Annotated in this window: 18 protein-coding genes and 4 pseudogenes; 3 read left to right on the top strand and 19 right to left on the bottom strand. The window is 50.7% G+C overall.

Features of this window, described 5'->3' with window-relative positions:
- Positions 1 to 445, top strand: a 445-nt coding sequence (locus DR88_RS0126950) for a Tn3 family transposase (RefSeq protein WP_032444072.1), incomplete at its 5' end; no start/stop codon positions are given.
- A gap of 200 nt (positions 446 to 645) precedes the next feature.
- On the opposite strand, the gene DR88_RS00710 is transcribed toward DR88_RS0126950, so the two are convergent.
- The 5 genes and pseudogenes from DR88_RS00710 to DR88_RS28900 all read right to left on the bottom strand — a co-directional run.
- Complete coding sequence (locus DR88_RS00710) at positions 646 to 1,260, bottom strand: DUF2913 family protein (RefSeq protein WP_032444071.1); 615 nt, start codon at positions 1,258 to 1,260, stop codon at positions 646 to 648.
- A gap of 28 nt (positions 1,261 to 1,288) precedes the next feature.
- Positions 1,289 to 2,260: an Rpn family recombination-promoting nuclease/putative transposase gene (locus DR88_RS00715; RefSeq protein WP_032444070.1), complete on the bottom strand. Its 972-nt coding sequence runs from the start codon at positions 2,258 to 2,260 to the stop codon at positions 1,289 to 1,291.
- Entirely contained in the window at positions 2,257 to 2,904 is a 648-nt protein-coding gene (locus tag DR88_RS00720) for a recombinase family protein (protein ID WP_032444069.1), read from the bottom strand. The genes DR88_RS00715 and DR88_RS00720 overlap by 4 nt, the downstream gene beginning before the upstream one ends.
- Positions 2,905 to 3,206: 302 nt before the next feature.
- Positions 3,207 to 3,443 (bottom strand): type II toxin-antitoxin system CcdA family antitoxin, encoded by a 237-nt coding sequence (locus DR88_RS00725; RefSeq protein ID WP_025861853.1) that lies wholly within the window; start codon positions 3,441 to 3,443, stop codon positions 3,207 to 3,209.
- A 199-nt stretch (positions 3,444 to 3,642) separates the two neighbouring features.
- A pseudogene (locus DR88_RS28900) lies at positions 3,643 to 3,969 on the bottom strand (Tn3 family transposase); the annotation flags it as partial.
- Between DR88_RS28900 and DR88_RS29475 the strand changes: the two are divergent.
- A pseudogene (locus tag DR88_RS29475) lies at positions 3,962 to 4,159 on the top strand (helix-turn-helix domain-containing protein); the annotation flags it as partial. The pseudogenes DR88_RS28900 and DR88_RS29475 overlap by 8 nt on opposite strands.
- A gap of 58 nt (positions 4,160 to 4,217) precedes the next feature.
- Positions 4,218 to 4,589: a copper homeostasis periplasmic binding protein CopC gene (copC, locus tag DR88_RS00730; protein WP_025861851.1), complete on the top strand. Its 372-nt coding sequence runs from the start codon at positions 4,218 to 4,220 to the stop codon at positions 4,587 to 4,589.
- 96 nt (positions 4,590 to 4,685) lie between these two features.
- Here copC and DR88_RS00735 read toward each other — a convergent pair whose 3' ends face one another.
- The 14 genes and pseudogenes from DR88_RS00735 to traX form a co-directional block, all read right to left on the bottom strand.
- Positions 4,686 to 4,946 (bottom strand): DUF2534 family protein, encoded by a 261-nt coding sequence (locus DR88_RS00735; protein WP_004118092.1) that lies wholly within the window; start codon positions 4,944 to 4,946, stop codon positions 4,686 to 4,688.
- A 56-nt stretch (positions 4,947 to 5,002) separates the two neighbouring features.
- Positions 5,003 to 5,458: pseudogene (locus DR88_RS00740) on the bottom strand (TonB-dependent receptor domain-containing protein); the annotation flags it as partial.
- 97 nt (positions 5,459 to 5,555) lie between these two features.
- Positions 5,556 to 6,224: an epoxyqueuosine reductase QueH gene (locus DR88_RS00745; protein ID WP_025861848.1), complete on the bottom strand. Its 669-nt coding sequence runs from the start codon at positions 6,222 to 6,224 to the stop codon at positions 5,556 to 5,558.
- Positions 6,225 to 6,704: 480 nt separating this feature from the next.
- A pseudogene (locus DR88_RS31890) lies at positions 6,705 to 7,052 on the bottom strand (replication-associated protein RepA4).
- Positions 7,053 to 7,415: 363 nt separating this feature from the next.
- The gene (gene repA / locus DR88_RS00750) at positions 7,416 to 8,273 is read right to left on the bottom strand and encodes an incFII family plasmid replication initiator RepA (protein WP_025861847.1); all 858 of its coding nucleotides are present in this window, start codon (positions 8,271 to 8,273) and stop codon (positions 7,416 to 7,418) included.
- Complete coding sequence (gene tap, locus DR88_RS28880; protein WP_001365705.1) at positions 8,266 to 8,340, bottom strand: RepA leader peptide Tap; 75 nt, start codon at positions 8,338 to 8,340, stop codon at positions 8,266 to 8,268. The genes repA and tap overlap by 8 nt, the downstream gene beginning before the upstream one ends.
- A 223-nt stretch (positions 8,341 to 8,563) precedes the next feature.
- Entirely contained in the window at positions 8,564 to 8,824 is a 261-nt protein-coding gene (locus DR88_RS00755; RefSeq protein WP_000083819.1) for a replication regulatory protein RepA, read from the bottom strand.
- A 239-nt stretch (positions 8,825 to 9,063) separates the two neighbouring features.
- Positions 9,064 to 9,654 carry a DUF2726 domain-containing protein gene (locus DR88_RS00760; protein ID WP_025861845.1) on the bottom strand — a complete coding sequence of 197 codons (591 nt, stop codon included), beginning with the start codon at positions 9,652 to 9,654 and terminating at the stop codon, positions 9,064 to 9,066.
- A gap of 37 nt (positions 9,655 to 9,691) precedes the next feature.
- Positions 9,692 to 9,901: a hemolysin expression modulator Hha gene (gene hha, locus DR88_RS28870; RefSeq protein WP_001369435.1), complete on the bottom strand. Its 210-nt coding sequence runs from the start codon at positions 9,899 to 9,901 to the stop codon at positions 9,692 to 9,694.
- A gap of 45 nt (positions 9,902 to 9,946) precedes the next feature.
- A complete protein-coding gene (locus DR88_RS00765) occupies positions 9,947 to 10,408 on the bottom strand; it encodes a thermonuclease family protein (protein WP_025861844.1) in 462 nt (153 codons plus the stop codon).
- Between the two features lie 244 nt (positions 10,409 to 10,652).
- Complete coding sequence (locus DR88_RS0126945; protein WP_071531399.1) at positions 10,653 to 10,865, bottom strand: ANR family transcriptional regulator; 213 nt, start codon at positions 10,863 to 10,865, stop codon at positions 10,653 to 10,655.
- 129 nt (positions 10,866 to 10,994) lie between these two features.
- Positions 10,995 to 11,555, bottom strand: a complete 561-nt coding sequence (locus DR88_RS00770; RefSeq protein ID WP_004150632.1) for a fertility inhibition protein FinO — start codon at positions 11,553 to 11,555, stop codon at positions 10,995 to 10,997.
- Positions 11,556 to 11,657: 102 nt separating this feature from the next.
- Complete coding sequence (gene uilS, locus DR88_RS00775; RefSeq protein ID WP_025861841.1) at positions 11,658 to 12,518, bottom strand: UilS family quorum-quenching N-acyl-homoserine lactonase; 861 nt, start codon at positions 12,516 to 12,518, stop codon at positions 11,658 to 11,660.
- A gap of 58 nt (positions 12,519 to 12,576) precedes the next feature.
- On the bottom strand, positions 12,577 to 13,323 hold the full coding sequence (gene traX / locus DR88_RS00780; protein WP_025861839.1) for a conjugal transfer pilus acetylase TraX: 747 nt from the start codon (positions 13,321 to 13,323) through the stop codon (positions 12,577 to 12,579).
- Positions 13,324 to 13,332: the final 9 nt, after the last annotated feature.

Here is a 13,332-nt window from a genome sequence, read left to right as displayed (position 1 = left end):
CATTTTACGCCGGTTTACCAGGAACAACGTTCAGCATCCGACTTATAAGGCTCTGGCGGAGCTGGGGAAAGCAATAAAAACCATTTTCTTATGCCGGTATATTGGCTCCGAAGATCTTCGCATTGAGATAAATGAAGGGCTGAACGTAGTGGAAAACTGGAATAGTGCAAATGCGTTCATTTTTTATGGTAAAGGCGGAGAGGTGGCGACAAACCGTCTGGAAGAGCAGGAGTTGTCTGTTCTGGCGCTGCATCTGTTGCAGATTTGCCTGGCCTACGTGAACACGCTGATGATCCAGCAGGTACTCCATGAGCCCGTATGGCTGTCACGAATGAAGGCAGAAGACTTCAGAGCACTGACACCGCTGATTTACGCTCATGTAAACCCCTATGGGATATTTGAGCTTGATATGGAAACAAGGTTACCGATCGACGTGGTTGCCTGAAAGTTGGCAGTTATCGCAGCTACCCGGTCACTGCCCCAAGATGGCGAGGTCAACCGCGCAACGGGCACAAGCCCCTCATTTTGAGGTGAATATTTTTACCGACGATGCGCACAGGTTATCCCCCAAATTTGTGGATAACGTCCTGGTTGTGAGTGGCGCGGCGCCGTTGGCGGAATATTTGAACCGTGTCGGTCGTGGTGTTACGCCGGTTCAGGCGCGATGGTGTGGCAGGCTGACGTGCTGCCCTGCCGGCGCGTACACAGACCGTACTCGGCCAACACATGCATAAACCGGTCGGCGTCACCGACCACCCGAAACGTGACGGAGTGCAGATGGCGACCGTCCTGGGCAAAAGCGGCATTCAGCGCCGTTTTTTCGACATAGAACCCGTTATGCTGTGACGGTGTCGGCACGACGCCGGATTTCCACTCGTGTGCGTCCAGCACATAATTGTCCCAGCCCTGGTCTTTCAGGGTTTCAGAGGCGTAGGTGAGACGGAACAGGTCGGACTGAGCGGCCAGATTGCCGCTGCAGGAGCGAAAGAGGTACTCAAGATGCTGGCGCAGGTGGCCGGCCGGGCCGTGTTTGCGACCACGTTCGAGTAACCACTGGATGTCAATCGCCACGCTCCTGGGGAAGCGTTTTTGCTTTTGGGCGGTGGCCAGCCAGCGGATCAGGAACAGGTTTTCGGCATAGGGCGTGCCGGCGATACCGTCCTGGCGTGCCAGCCCCAGCGCCACCAGGGCGCAGAACGCCAGATGGCTGAGCGCTGAGGTGGTGTTTTCCGGGGAAACGGATGCGGTTTTATCAGTCAATGGCTGCCCTGCCCCTCGACGCAAAGGATTAGTGGCGAATTTGGGCCAGGTCGTCAGCGGTCAGACCGGTCATCTTCATGACCGAATCGCGATCAAGGCCATTTGCCAGCATGGTGCGGGCGATTTTCAGTGCAGCTTCGCGTTCACCTTCTTGGCGTCCTTTTTCCATACCGCGCTGTTCACCCAACTGGATACCTTTCTGAATACCCTCCTCGATACCTTTCTGGATACCCTTCTCGATACCTTTTTGTTCAAGCTGTTGTGCGATGGTCATCAGTTCCTCCTCATGTTGCGGTACCCGCAGGGCCAGTGCGCGGACAAATGCCTGCGCATCCGCCGATTCACCGGCCTGGATAATATAGTGTATCAGCGAAATCACCAGTGGCGAAGACAGATAGCCGGCCAGCAGAATGGCGGACAGCCTGTCGGTCAGTTCGGCCAGGTCGCGCTGGCGAATATGTTTCTGCAGCAGGGTCAGAGCGGCCATGCTGTGGTGACCCATAATCTCTTCGTCGGGAATGACCGTCACATCAACCAGCGGAAAATCGCCGGTGTACAGTTTCCCGGCCAGCGTTGGATCATCAAACTCCTGCAGCCAGTTGGTCGAGTAAGGGTATGGGCTGCGTTTGCCGGTATAGAAAAGTACCGGAATGACCAGCGGCAGCTTTTTGTGGCCAGCGTCGAGATGACGCTGCATAGCGGCAACGGCATAGCGAATGAGGCGAAACGCCATGTGCTTATCCGGGCTGGACTGGTGCTCGATAAGTACCATCACGTAACCGTCAGCGCCGGCGGTGGTTTTCAGGCTGTAGAGCACGTCGCTGAAATACTGGCGCAGGTCATCTTCGACAAAGGAGCCGGACTCCAGCTTCAGCGTGCTGAGGTCACAGATGGCCCGCAGTTCGGCCGGTAAATGTATCTCCATGAAGTCGCGGGCAATTTCGGGTTGCGTCAGAAATTGCCGGAAAGTGGCATCATGGGGCGTTGGATTTTTTTTCATGGCGCTATCGTAACATGTTCGGTCGACGGCTCACTATGGCTGAGCGAAGGCTTCACCCGTTCTCCGGGCAGAATAGCGTCGGGATGTTGCTGCCGCCAGGTTTTTAATATTCGGTAGACGCTGGCCCTGCCAATGCCCAGTTGGTCGGCAACCGCTTCGCGGGTGAGTCCGGCCAGCGTCAATTCAATCACCTGCTGCGCTTTCGCCTGAGCGGTGGGTTTTCTTCCTTTATATGCCCCTCTGGCTTTCGCGCGGGCAATGCCTTCCCGCTGCCGTTCCTGACGCAGTCGTGTCTCGAACTCGGCGAATATGCCCAACATATCCAGGAAAGCCTTGCCGGACGCAGAAGAGGTATCGATGGCCTGCTCGGTCGCCCTGAGCTTGATGTTTTGCCCTTCAAGTTCATGAACCAGATTCTGTAAGTCGCGCAGACTGCGTGACAGGCGATCGATACGTGTGATCACCAACGTATCCCCTTCTCGCAAGTAATCAAGGCAGTCATCGAGTGCCTGACGGCCCTCTTTCCTGGCGCCGGTCATTTTCTCCGAGAAGATTTTACGGCAGCCGGCTGAAGTCAGCACCGCTATCTGATGTGTCAGATCTTGATCTGTCGTGGATACACGAGCATAACCGACGAGCGCCATACGATTTAATCTCACTAGACATTAGATAATGAGATTTTTGCGTATCAAATTTACTAAATCAAGTTATGTGATACTTGTTTTGAACAAATCACCCTAGCTCTCACAAAGGTTTACCTTGTGAGAGCTAGGGCGGGGGCCGATCATTCAAATAGGGGGAGCCCCCTACCCTCCCGCTTTTAACTATTACGCAGAGCCTTCTGCTTGATCCAGTTCTCGCTGTAAAGCCGCCAATGCACGCTTGAGAGTCTCACCTAATGGCTGGTCGATTAGATCGGCGATGCGGTATAAGTGAACTGCATTTTTTAAAATGTCCTGTACTCATCGCTGAAACAACCATGTTCATCGTGAAAACGATTAAGAGCTTCCAGCGCTTCGTTGTTTTCCTCCTGCCATTTTTTCGCTTCATACTGGCGTAGTTCAGCATCAAGGGCTGCGGTCAGAGTGGCACTGAGATTAATACCAGCCTCACGCGCACGGCTGAGTAAGGCACGTTCTACGGTCATAGTAACGCTTTGTGTTGCTCGTTGTGTTGTTGCCATAAATACCTCGGGTCAAATGCCGTGTAATAAGCACGGTTCATTAGACGTAGCATAACACCAAAAATCCAATGTAGCGGAAAAATCTGGACTTCTGGCGTAGCCTTCGCGTTTAGCGTGAGTTTTCGTTCCAGTGAGGAACGGGGATTTATGCGCGTCAGCGCATGTAGGGGTCCGATTGGAAAACGGACAATATCCTACGCTAAGACTGTTTTTTGTACAGACTGCTATCCACTGAGCGTAATGAGCGGTATTTACCCTGTCCCAACTTGAGGTTTGTTCGCCAGACGTAATCCCCACTCAGATTTATGTGCTCCCATCCCAGCGGGGACAAATGAGCAATAAGCTGTTCATTTAGCGGGATCCCTTTTCGTCTCAAAGAATCTATTGCTCTTTCTATATAAACCGTATTCCACAGTGAGATCGCCGCAGTCAGCAACGTCAGTCCGCTGGCCCGGTAGCTCTGGTTTTCCAGTCCCCGATCTCTGATTTCCCCCAGTCGGTGCATAAAGATTGCTCGCGCAAGGGCAAAGGCAGACGGAAAAAGGTTTGGCCGCCCTTCAAGCCTAAATGAAGAACAGCAACGGGCAGTGATTGATCGTTTAAACGCCGGAACCACCATCAGCGCAGTTGCTCGGGAATTTAATACATCCCGGCAAACAATAATCCGGGTTAGAGAGGGTAATCAGAAACGCAATGCTGTATTACCGGATTACTGAATGCTTATAATTAAGATACCGACCTGAATCAGATGTAAACACAACCGATGGAGTAAAAATGAAAATACCTGCAATTTTTCCGGTCTTAGTGATGGGGCTGTCCTCATTCTTTGTATCCCAGCAGGCGATGGCGCATGCTCATCTTAAGACTGCTGTCCCCGCCGATAAAGCTGAACTAACAGAGTCCCCTAAACAGCTGGCATTGAGCTTTACAGAATCTCTTGAGCCCTCTTTTTCCAAAGCGGAATTAAAAAATGCAGACGGCCATATTATTCCGGCCGGTAAACCAGCCCTTGATCCAAAAGACAAAGCGACGTTAATAGTGCCTGTGAGCACAACGCTCGATAAAGGACAATATGAAGTCGACTGGACAGCTCTTTCAGTAGATGGTCATAAAACACAGGGAAAATATACCTTTACTGTTAAGTAAAAGGCCGAAGTAGACATGTATCGTGCCAGTGTAAATGACACGATACATTTTTGAATGCGCTTACGTTCCGGTTGTGAACAACAAACGCGCATTCAGTTATTCTGAATCATCTTTAGGGCCGAGAAAGTAAAACCCGAAAGGCAGCGCCCCCACAATGGTGAACATAAAGCTGTAAATGGCCACCCATGCGCCCTGGATGATAAACAGGGATGTGTCCCAGGTATCCATCGGCAGATTGTACTGGTCTTCCACACCCTGGAACGCGGCTTTTGACACCACGCATACCGCAACGATAAACACACAAGCCACAGCAATAAGAAACTTTTTCCCTTCCGGAGTTTTGAGAATTTTCAACATAACAATTTCCTCATATTTTCTGAATAAACAACCCGGCCCTTTCGAACCGGGACCGGTCAGAATGTCACATTAATTTTGCCCCAGAATGTTCTTCCTGGTTCGTTAACGGAGGTATTGGCGGAGTAGCCAAAGCTACTGTTACCCGCCAGGTTGAGATGCTCGCTGTAATCCTTGTCCAGAAGATTATCGACACCGGCGCTCACTTTAAAGTACTTGTTCACGCGGTAAGCGGCATTGGCGGAAACCACGGCAAAACCGGCGCTGCTGTCAAAATCTTTGCCCACCATATTACCTTCATTAATCGCCACCCGATGCTGGCTACTGACCAGACGTACCAGCCCGGTACTGCTCCAGTTACCACTTTCCCAGGATAATCCCAGACGGGCTTCGAGAGGAGGCATTTGCGGAAGGGGTTTACCATCTTCCATGTTCCTGCCCCAGGAATAGGCCAGACTGGCGTCGGTTTTCCTGCTGTCGGTCAGCTTATAGCTGACACCGGCTTCGCCTCCCATCTCACGGCTAAAAATTACTGTTCGTGCCGGGTGGGGCATGCAATTGTTAGAGGAATGCATAGGAAGGCGGCCACGCCACCGAGGGCGTGACATAAAATCAGGACTGGTCGTCTTCTTTACCATAGTAAAGCTTACCGATCTGAATGAGAGGACGGCCTTGGGATTTGCGGTGCAAGTTGCTGTCACGTAGTGAATAAACGCAGCCGCAGTATTCCTGCTGGTAAAACTGCTCCCGCTTGCTGATTTCAATCATGCGCGACGAACCGCCCTGTTTGCGCCAGTTATAGTCCCAGTAAACCATACCCGGATAGTGGGCGGCGGCTCGCTGACCGCAATCGTTGATTTGCTGCATATTTTTCCAGCGAGAGATCCCCAGTGAGCTGCTGATCACGTTGAAGCCATTTTCAGCGGCGTAAAGCGCAGTCCGCTCAAAACGCATGTCAAAACACATGGTGCAACGAATGCCGCGTTCGGGTTCCCATTCCATGCCTTTGGCGCGCTCAAACCAGTTATCTGTGTCGTAATCCGCATCGATAAACGGTACGCCGTGTTGTTCGGCAAAGCGAATATTCTCATTCTTACGAATAAGATACTCTTTCTGCGGATGAATGTTCGGGTTGTAGAAGAAGATGGTGTAGTCGATCCCTGAGGCCTGGATCGCCTCCATTACCTCACCAGAACACGGAGCGCAACAAGAGTGCAGCAGCAGTTTATCTGTCCCATTTGGGAGTTCTAGTTTAGGGCGTTTGAAATCAGCGGTAGTCATAAATTTATTTGATGAGATAATGAGAATACAAAACAGTGTAGCATCAGGGCTGTGCTATCGGGAATGGCGGCCAGCTTCATACGTTTCCCGCAATGTCTGTTATTGGCACAAATCAGACGTTAAGATTTACAGCATCGGGAAGCTTCTGAATGCCGCGTCAGCGGCATGGAGGCGCCAGACGAGGTTACATGTGTCTGTAGAGTCAAATGGCGCCGAAAGCCCGGCGTAGCCGGTTACTGGTTCATAAATTCTGCCTGTCAGCCCCCTGCCCTGATTAGCCTTAACCCACTATCAGCAATGAAGAAGTCAAAGTAATCCCTTTTAACCCCGGTGAGCGGGCTTTACGGCGTTTACGACGTAAAGGGCGTGATTTCCGGGGCCTTGGCGGCGGCAGCTTGCTGCTGACGCTTAGGGGGATGTTCTTCTGTTATTTCAGCGATATCAGGGAACTTAACACGGTAGCTGCAAAGCCATAACCGCTTAAAACATCTCAGACGCCTCTGTACGCCGTCGGAGTGGTCACGACAAGGCTTCGCGAAGTCGGGGCGTATCTCCGCGTTAGCGGGCCGTCAGGGCCGCTTACGAGCGTGTACTGAGAACTTCCAGCCAGAAGACTGACAGCTATGACGGAGTATAGTTACAACATTCATAATTAAAAGCGACTCTGTTCCGGCCCGAAGGGCCGGGGCGGGGCCGCTTTTCAGTTATGAGGGAGGGGCTTTGTGGTTTCGGTTCTGCGTTGGACCTGGGTTTTTCTGGAGGTTGTTTTTGTGTGTTGTAACTAAAGTGGCTCCGGTCGGGGCCCGCCGCTTGCGGTGGGAGGTGCATATCTGTCTGTCCACAGGACAGGCAGTGAACAGGTTTTCTTTTTAAATGAATGTAATTAAGTAGTTTAAAGGAGATATAAACAGGTGTTTAAAAGATACATTGCACCCTGTAACGCTGGCGGCTGGCGCTTTATGACATGAACGGTTGTAACCTTATCGGGAAGTCCCTTGCAGTTTAATGTGGATAAGCAAAATTCCCCGTCAGTGAGGCGTGTTTTGTATCGAAAACAGGGGGGACCGGATGCATCTGAAGGTGGATGATGAGGTTGTTTTTTTGTATGTGGCACTGTTTTTTTGTGCACTGGCGGGCTTCAGACGTGCGGATGCCTCCGGCGCAGGCCGGATTATTCTGAGGAGGTCACTTTCAGGGGGAAGCGGTGGCCAGCCGGCTGTAATTGCGGTTACGTGACAGAATCATGCGCTCCTTCACACGACGCTCCACTTCACGTTTTACCGCCTCACGACTGGCAGTGAAGCGCCCTTCCGCGATTTCACGCGTCAGCTGTCGTTTCACCAGGGTGACGATATCCTGACGTTCCCTGCCCGCATCACGACGCGCACGGGCACGCTTTATTCCCCGGGACTTAAGCTCTGTCTGGTAACTGCGGAAACGCTCACGGACAAAACGCCAGGCTTTCGCTATCAGTTCATCCATACCCAGGGTATCCAGCCCCTGCTTTTTGCGTTGTCTGTTTTCCCATTCAACACGACTGCGGCGCGCAGCTGCCACTGCATCCTCAGACACATCAAGGGCAGCAAACAGAGCCGGTGTGAACGTGATATCGGTCGGAATGTAGCACCCGATAAGCGGGTCATATTCCGTCTGGTAGGTAATCAGTCCCAGCTCTGACAGGAACGTCAGGGCCCGGGTGGCACGGGTGATGGAGAGTTTTCCGGCAGCAGACTCCGTCGCCAGTCCGCACTCAATGGCCAGCGTGGTGATGGAGCACTGGACGCGGTTGGCCAGCGGATCATAGTGAAAACAGAGTCCCTGCAGCAGCGCATCAATAGCCCGTCGACGCAGCACCGGTGGCATGCGCCGACGCAAACCACGGGAACGGGCATGCGCCACATGAATGGCGAAATCAAAACGGGAGGTGAAGCCCACCGCCTTTTCCATCAGTTTTTCGCAGAACTTCAGCGTTCCGGCACCTTTACGGGGTGTAAACACCGGATTCGGGTTCTTTACCTGGCGGTAATACGTTTGTTGAAGATCAGTCACACCATCCTGCACTTACAATGCGCAGAAGGAGTGAGCACAGAAAGAAGTCTTGAACTTTTCCGGGCATATAACTATACTCCCCGCATAGCTGAATTGTTGGCTATACGGTTTTTAGATGGCCCCGGTAATCTTTCATGTCGCCAAACTTGAAGAAGATTATCGGGGTTTTCACTTTTCTGGCTCCTGTAAATCCACATCAGAACCAGTTCCCTGCCACCTTATGGCGTGGCCAGCCATAAAATTCCTTAAACGATCAGTAATCTAGCATGCTACGCCACAAAGTAAAGTCTTTACTTTAGTATATCCAGTCTCTGCAGTTCATCTTTGATGATTTTCTCAACGAACTGAGCCTGCGTTATCCCCTCTCTCTCGCAGTACTCAACCATGAGATCTTTCAGAGGATTTTTGACAAAAACTTTTATCTCTTTGTGTGTAAGACGTTTTCTTGCAACAGCAGCCATTTGTTTCTCAGAGTCAGTCATAGGCTTACCTCTGCGCACAAACCGCTTTTGACTCAATGAGGAAGTCACTGCATTTTCTGTCTGCGACATCTCGCCTCCTCAATTCTCAAACAGGGATCGTTTCGCAGAGGATACTACAGTTTTTTAAAATCAGCGACTTGAGAATTGTGACGAAGATCTGTGTTGGCGCACAAATCAACGGGGATTACTGTCGTTTAATGTGATTTAAACTGTGAAATAGTATGGTTTTCAGTTATGGAAACGCCGGGAGCGGGGAAAACTTGCTTTTTCCCGTTTCCGGGGTTGGACAACTGAGCAACGCGAAGGCGTCAGCTACGATGTTTCGGTGACTGCTGAGCAGCCCCTGTTGTATTCAGCCATTCTCCGGTCATCTGCAGCAGTTTTCTGGCATCGTGGCTTCTGAGCAACGGAATACCAGCCTGCCTCAGAACCTCTTCCAGAAGAATATCCCGGCGTCTGCGTTCCGGTCGTAAATGGCTGGCATCATCCAGCTCTACTGCTGCAACAATACTGAACGAACGCCGCTCAACGATAACAACATCAACATGCCACTGAGACACCATCCTGAATAACCGCCACCACTGGCGTGATCGTGGCCGGATATTCCCGTTCAGCTGGACGATATCCGCGACCCGTACCTGCGGACACAGATACCACCGCTTCATATCCACAATTCTGAACAGTCCTTTCATAAAACTGACTTCCCTTTCTGTCAGCAGCGTCTTCTGACGTTGCCAGTATTCACCGCCGGACAGTATTCGCTCTGCATCACCGGTCCGTATACCTGCCGCATGCAATTGCATCAGCAAAGGAGAATGCTGATTTACACTTCTGAGGATAATCCGGATAAGTAACGCTGCAATAATCAGAACAATGAGAATAAAAATAATCAGCTTCATTGTTTATCTGCTCCTGGTAATTAATTATGCTGAATTATTACCTTACATATTTCCATATCTCTTTTGGTATCCTGTCATATAACTTTCCGGTGATTAATTCCGCTAACCGGTGGTCTGCTGCTGAATTAAATGATTCACGTTCACTGTTTAATAAACTGTCTCTGTTTTTATGAATAATTCTTTCCAGCGTATTGACTGATGAACATCGCCGTAACTGATACAGCCATTCCTGTTTTGTTTTCGCCATTTTTATTCCCGCTGAGAACAGATGAATGATAAGATTGCCATCGCTTTATTTACGGTGTCTCCATATCCAGGGGGGAACCGGATCAGCATCTGACCAGAGCCCACGTTTTTGTTGTCTGGCTTCGTTCTGAAGGACAGGCAGCACGGGATCTGTGTTGTACTGCTCATATACCCAGGCAGCCCCGGCCCGGACCATAAACTGATTAACATTCATTCCGTCTGGTGCATAAACCTGCCCGAGAATACGACCATAACGATCTCGCTGAAAATATGTGACGGTAACCGTTTTTCCTGCAACCAGTGATTTCATCATGTCCGTTGACCACCGGCCATAATCCTGTTTCTTTTCCGGTGCATCAATATTTATCAGCCTGATCCGCACTGCCTTCCGTGAGTCCATGACCTCGATGGTATCACCGTCCAGTACACGAACAACCCGTCCATAAATATCTGCACACAATACCGGCCATGAAAAGATAAATAATACCAGTGGAATATATTTCCTCATGTTATTCTCCATATCAGATAAATGGCACCTGTATTTCAGGTAATCCTGAATATCGCAGCACACACTGAATAACACCTTATTTTGTGAAATTAATCACAAAATATAAAATCACGACTTAATACGGAAAAAACTCTGTGCTACTCAGAACTGTCCGGTCATACTGCCCGACCGGATATTAAAAAAAGCAAATCTCATGCATTATTCAGCCTTCTGAATCCCTGGAGTAATGAGGGCTGCTTTTTCGTTACACCCTTCCCCGGCAGCGCCGGTGGCAGTGTTCAGCCCTTTTTCGGGCAAACTGCTGCCAGTCTGTCCGGGGAGCAGACGGCGCAGCCCGTAGCCATGCCTCAGCGGCTCCCGGCCAGTCCCCCCTGACTTCCAGCCGGACAGCCCGGCGTCCGACCTGCCGGTAGCGCCATACCCCGGAGTTTTGCGAATCACGCCCTGTTCCGTTCATTTTCCTTCCCCCTTTAATCCAGGCCGGTGAATGTGTTATAAATTTTTATAACCTTCTTCTGCCGGGTATGGAAGAAGGTTTCAGAGAAGCCTTATTTTTCCGCCTCCTTTAGTGTGAAGGAGGCTTTTTTTATTGTTCATCAAGCACGGCCTGAAGTTCTGCCTTTATCCGGTTCTGGCGGCAGATTTTATCCAGACGCTCTGCCGCATACGCTTCCTCCTCCTGAGAAATATGCTCCGTCACATACCCTTCCGTGTCATACCGGCAGGCACCGGCTTTCATGGCACACAGATAGCTTTCTGAACGGGTGATGGCCTTCAGCGCCCTGCGCAGTTTTTTATGCGAGAGCGGGATATTCCGCTGCGCCACGTCTTCCAGTAACACGTCCCGGATACCGCAGGCCAGAAGCCGGGGGGTGTCTCCGTCAAATAATCCCGGCCACCAGGGTTTCAGAGTGTTCACCGCCTCATCCAGCGAGGGCAGCGTCAGATAAATGGACAGCGCCTGTCTGGCCTGTGCTTTCTTCGCTGCCAGCTCTGCTTCCCGGGCAGCCTTCTCCGTCAGTTTCTGCTTTTTCACCTTCCATTTTGGTGGCGTGGTGACATTGATGATGGTTTTCCGGCTCCGGGTCGGTGTTTCCCCTTCCGTTTTCCGTTTCAGTGTCAGTACCGGTCGTTTCTGCTCTGTCATGATTGCCCTGACCTTTGTGAAAATATGTCCTCCAGGTCGTTGAAACTACTCACTATGATATTAAGCTGACCTCAACGACCTCTGACATATTAATACCGACAATTAAAGATGTTTTTTAAACCATTGCGTCTGTACTGCCGCCACACGTTCAAAAAACGCGCCTTCATAAATATCATAATGGCATGCGTCAGCTTCCTCGTATAATTCCTTAGTACCAGAAGCAACAGCATCATATAAGGCTTTTCCCTGTTCTGGTGGATTAACACTATCCTGGCCGACAATAACAACCAAAACTGGGCACTGTACTTTGGCTGCGCTCTCTGCCGGTTTATATTGCAACGTCTCCATAACCGTAAGGAAAGGTATTTTTATATCCATTTCAGGATACTGACCTTTTACCTTCTCGAAGAATACCTTTGATTCATTATCACTCAGTACCCGGGTAACCCCCACAAACATCTCTTTCCCGGTATTTTTCTTCTTTTCTGCCATTTTATTCAGCGTGGACAGAAAAGAAGCTTTCTCCAGTTCATTCATTTCTCCGGTAACCAGAACCTCACCGTCAGCAAAAGCCAGCTGGCTGACAATACTTTTCACTCTTTTATCCTGCGCAGCTGCATTGAATACATGACACCCACCCAGCGATGTTCCCCATAATCCTATACGCTGATTATCAATACATACCTGCTTTTCTGCCCAATTGATAACTGAAATAATATCTTCGGTCTGCATTGCCGGAACCAGACGACCTCGTTCCCCTTCACTCTCACCGAATCCTCGATAATCAAAAGTAATCGTTGCAAACCCGGCTTCTGTAAACGCATTCGCAAAGGAAGGCAGCAGAACATTCCGGATACCGCAAAATCCATGGCATAAGAGAATCAAAGGATGTTTTATATTTCCTTCCGGGACACGAAATGTCAGGGCAATACCTTCAGGGAGTTTGTGATCCGTAATTTTCATAAATATCCTGTGTTATGTTGTTTATTAATAAGCAGAATCAGCGCCAGTATCATACCAGTCACACAGCCAGAACGCCCAGCACAGTAAGATGACAGGCATAGAACGTCGGGAAAAAATCCCCGGGCCAGAAACGGGGTAATGATTTTCCTGCACACGACACCAGACCAACGGTCAGCACCGTCATCACAAGACCGGCCACCGCCGCTGCATCACTGGTGGCAAGGTTAAGCGCCGGAATAACAGCCAGCAGGCAGGCGACCAGCGCCAGACGTTCCGCTCTGTCTTCCGCCCGGTACAGCCGGTGGCTGACTGCCAGCACCAGCAGCCCGGCAATGCCGTAACTGGTGCCGGACAAAGGCCCCCACAGGACCATCAGAAGAATGGCCGCTGCTGTACGCCACCCACTGCGCGTTTCACACCACGTCAGCACCTGTGCCGCCACTGCAAAGGCAAACAGGATATTCCCCTCATACCAGGGAAAGCCTGCCAGATAATATGCGAACTGGGCAATAATCCCCCATCCCCACAGCCGGTTAATGGCCGGTTGCCGGATATGCGCATGACGGGACAGATTCAGCCCCCACACCAGGGCAAAAAGCGGAAAGGCTCCTCGCCCGGCCAGAAACATCCATTCCTGCTTCAGCTGGAATATCAGATTGATGTGGTCCAGTACCATCAGCACCAGTGCCACCGTTTTGATGATATCCCGCTGTCCGGGTGACCAGACCAGAAACGACAGCAACCAGGTATCGGTCCGTGCAGCCAGTGAATCGTTACGTGTCGTGTTCGTGTTATCCGTTGTCATCAGTGTTTG

Origin of the sequence: Klebsiella pneumoniae (assembly GCF_000742135.1) — a bacterium.
GTDB lineage: Bacteria > Pseudomonadota > Gammaproteobacteria > Enterobacterales > Enterobacteriaceae > Klebsiella > Klebsiella pneumoniae.
The sequence above is the reverse complement of the archived record's forward strand: the minus strand, read 5'-3'. Positions and strand labels throughout refer to the sequence as shown.

Bases quoted from the DNA above. Each gene is read 5' to 3' on its own strand.
- DR88_RS00725 (WP_025861853.1), bottom strand. From the start codon at position 3,443: ATGGCAACAACACAACGAGCAACACAAAGCGTTACTATGACCGTAGAA.
- DR88_RS00765 (WP_025861844.1), bottom strand. From the start codon at position 10,408: ATGAGGAAATATATTCCACTGGTATTATTTATCTTTTCATGGCCGGTA.
- DR88_RS00715 (WP_032444070.1), bottom strand. From the start codon at position 2,260: ATGAAAAAAAATCCAACGCCCCATGATGCCACTTTCCGGCAATTTCTG.
- copC (WP_025861851.1), top strand. From the start codon at position 4,218: ATGAAAATACCTGCAATTTTTCCGGTCTTAGTGATGGGGCTGTCCTCA.
- DR88_RS0126945 (WP_071531399.1), bottom strand. From the start codon at position 10,865: ATGAACGGAACAGGGCGTGATTCGCAAAACTCCGGGGTATGGCGCTAC.
- hha (WP_001369435.1), bottom strand. From the start codon at position 9,901: ATGGCGAAAACAAAACAGGAATGGCTGTATCAGTTACGGCGATGTTCA.
- DR88_RS00755 (WP_000083819.1), bottom strand. From the start codon at position 8,824: ATGTCGCAGACAGAAAATGCAGTGACTTCCTCATTGAGTCAAAAGCGG.
- DR88_RS00760 (WP_025861845.1), bottom strand. From the start codon at position 9,654: ATGAAGCTGATTATTTTTATTCTCATTGTTCTGATTATTGCAGCGTTA.
- DR88_RS00735 (WP_004118092.1), bottom strand. From the start codon at position 4,946: ATGTTGAAAATTCTCAAAACTCCGGAAGGGAAAAAGTTTCTTATTGCT.
- DR88_RS00770 (WP_004150632.1), bottom strand. From the start codon at position 11,555: ATGACAGAGCAGAAACGACCGGTACTGACACTGAAACGGAAAACGGAA.
- DR88_RS00720 (WP_032444069.1), bottom strand. From the start codon at position 2,904: ATGGCGCTCGTCGGTTATGCTCGTGTATCCACGACAGATCAAGATCTG.
- DR88_RS00745 (WP_025861848.1), bottom strand. From the start codon at position 6,224: ATGACTACCGCTGATTTCAAACGCCCTAAACTAGAACTCCCAAATGGG.
- uilS (WP_025861841.1), bottom strand. From the start codon at position 12,518: ATGAAAATTACGGATCACAAACTCCCTGAAGGTATTGCCCTGACATTT.
- traX (WP_025861839.1), bottom strand. From the start codon at position 13,323: ATGACAACGGATAACACGAACACGACACGTAACGATTCACTGGCTGCA.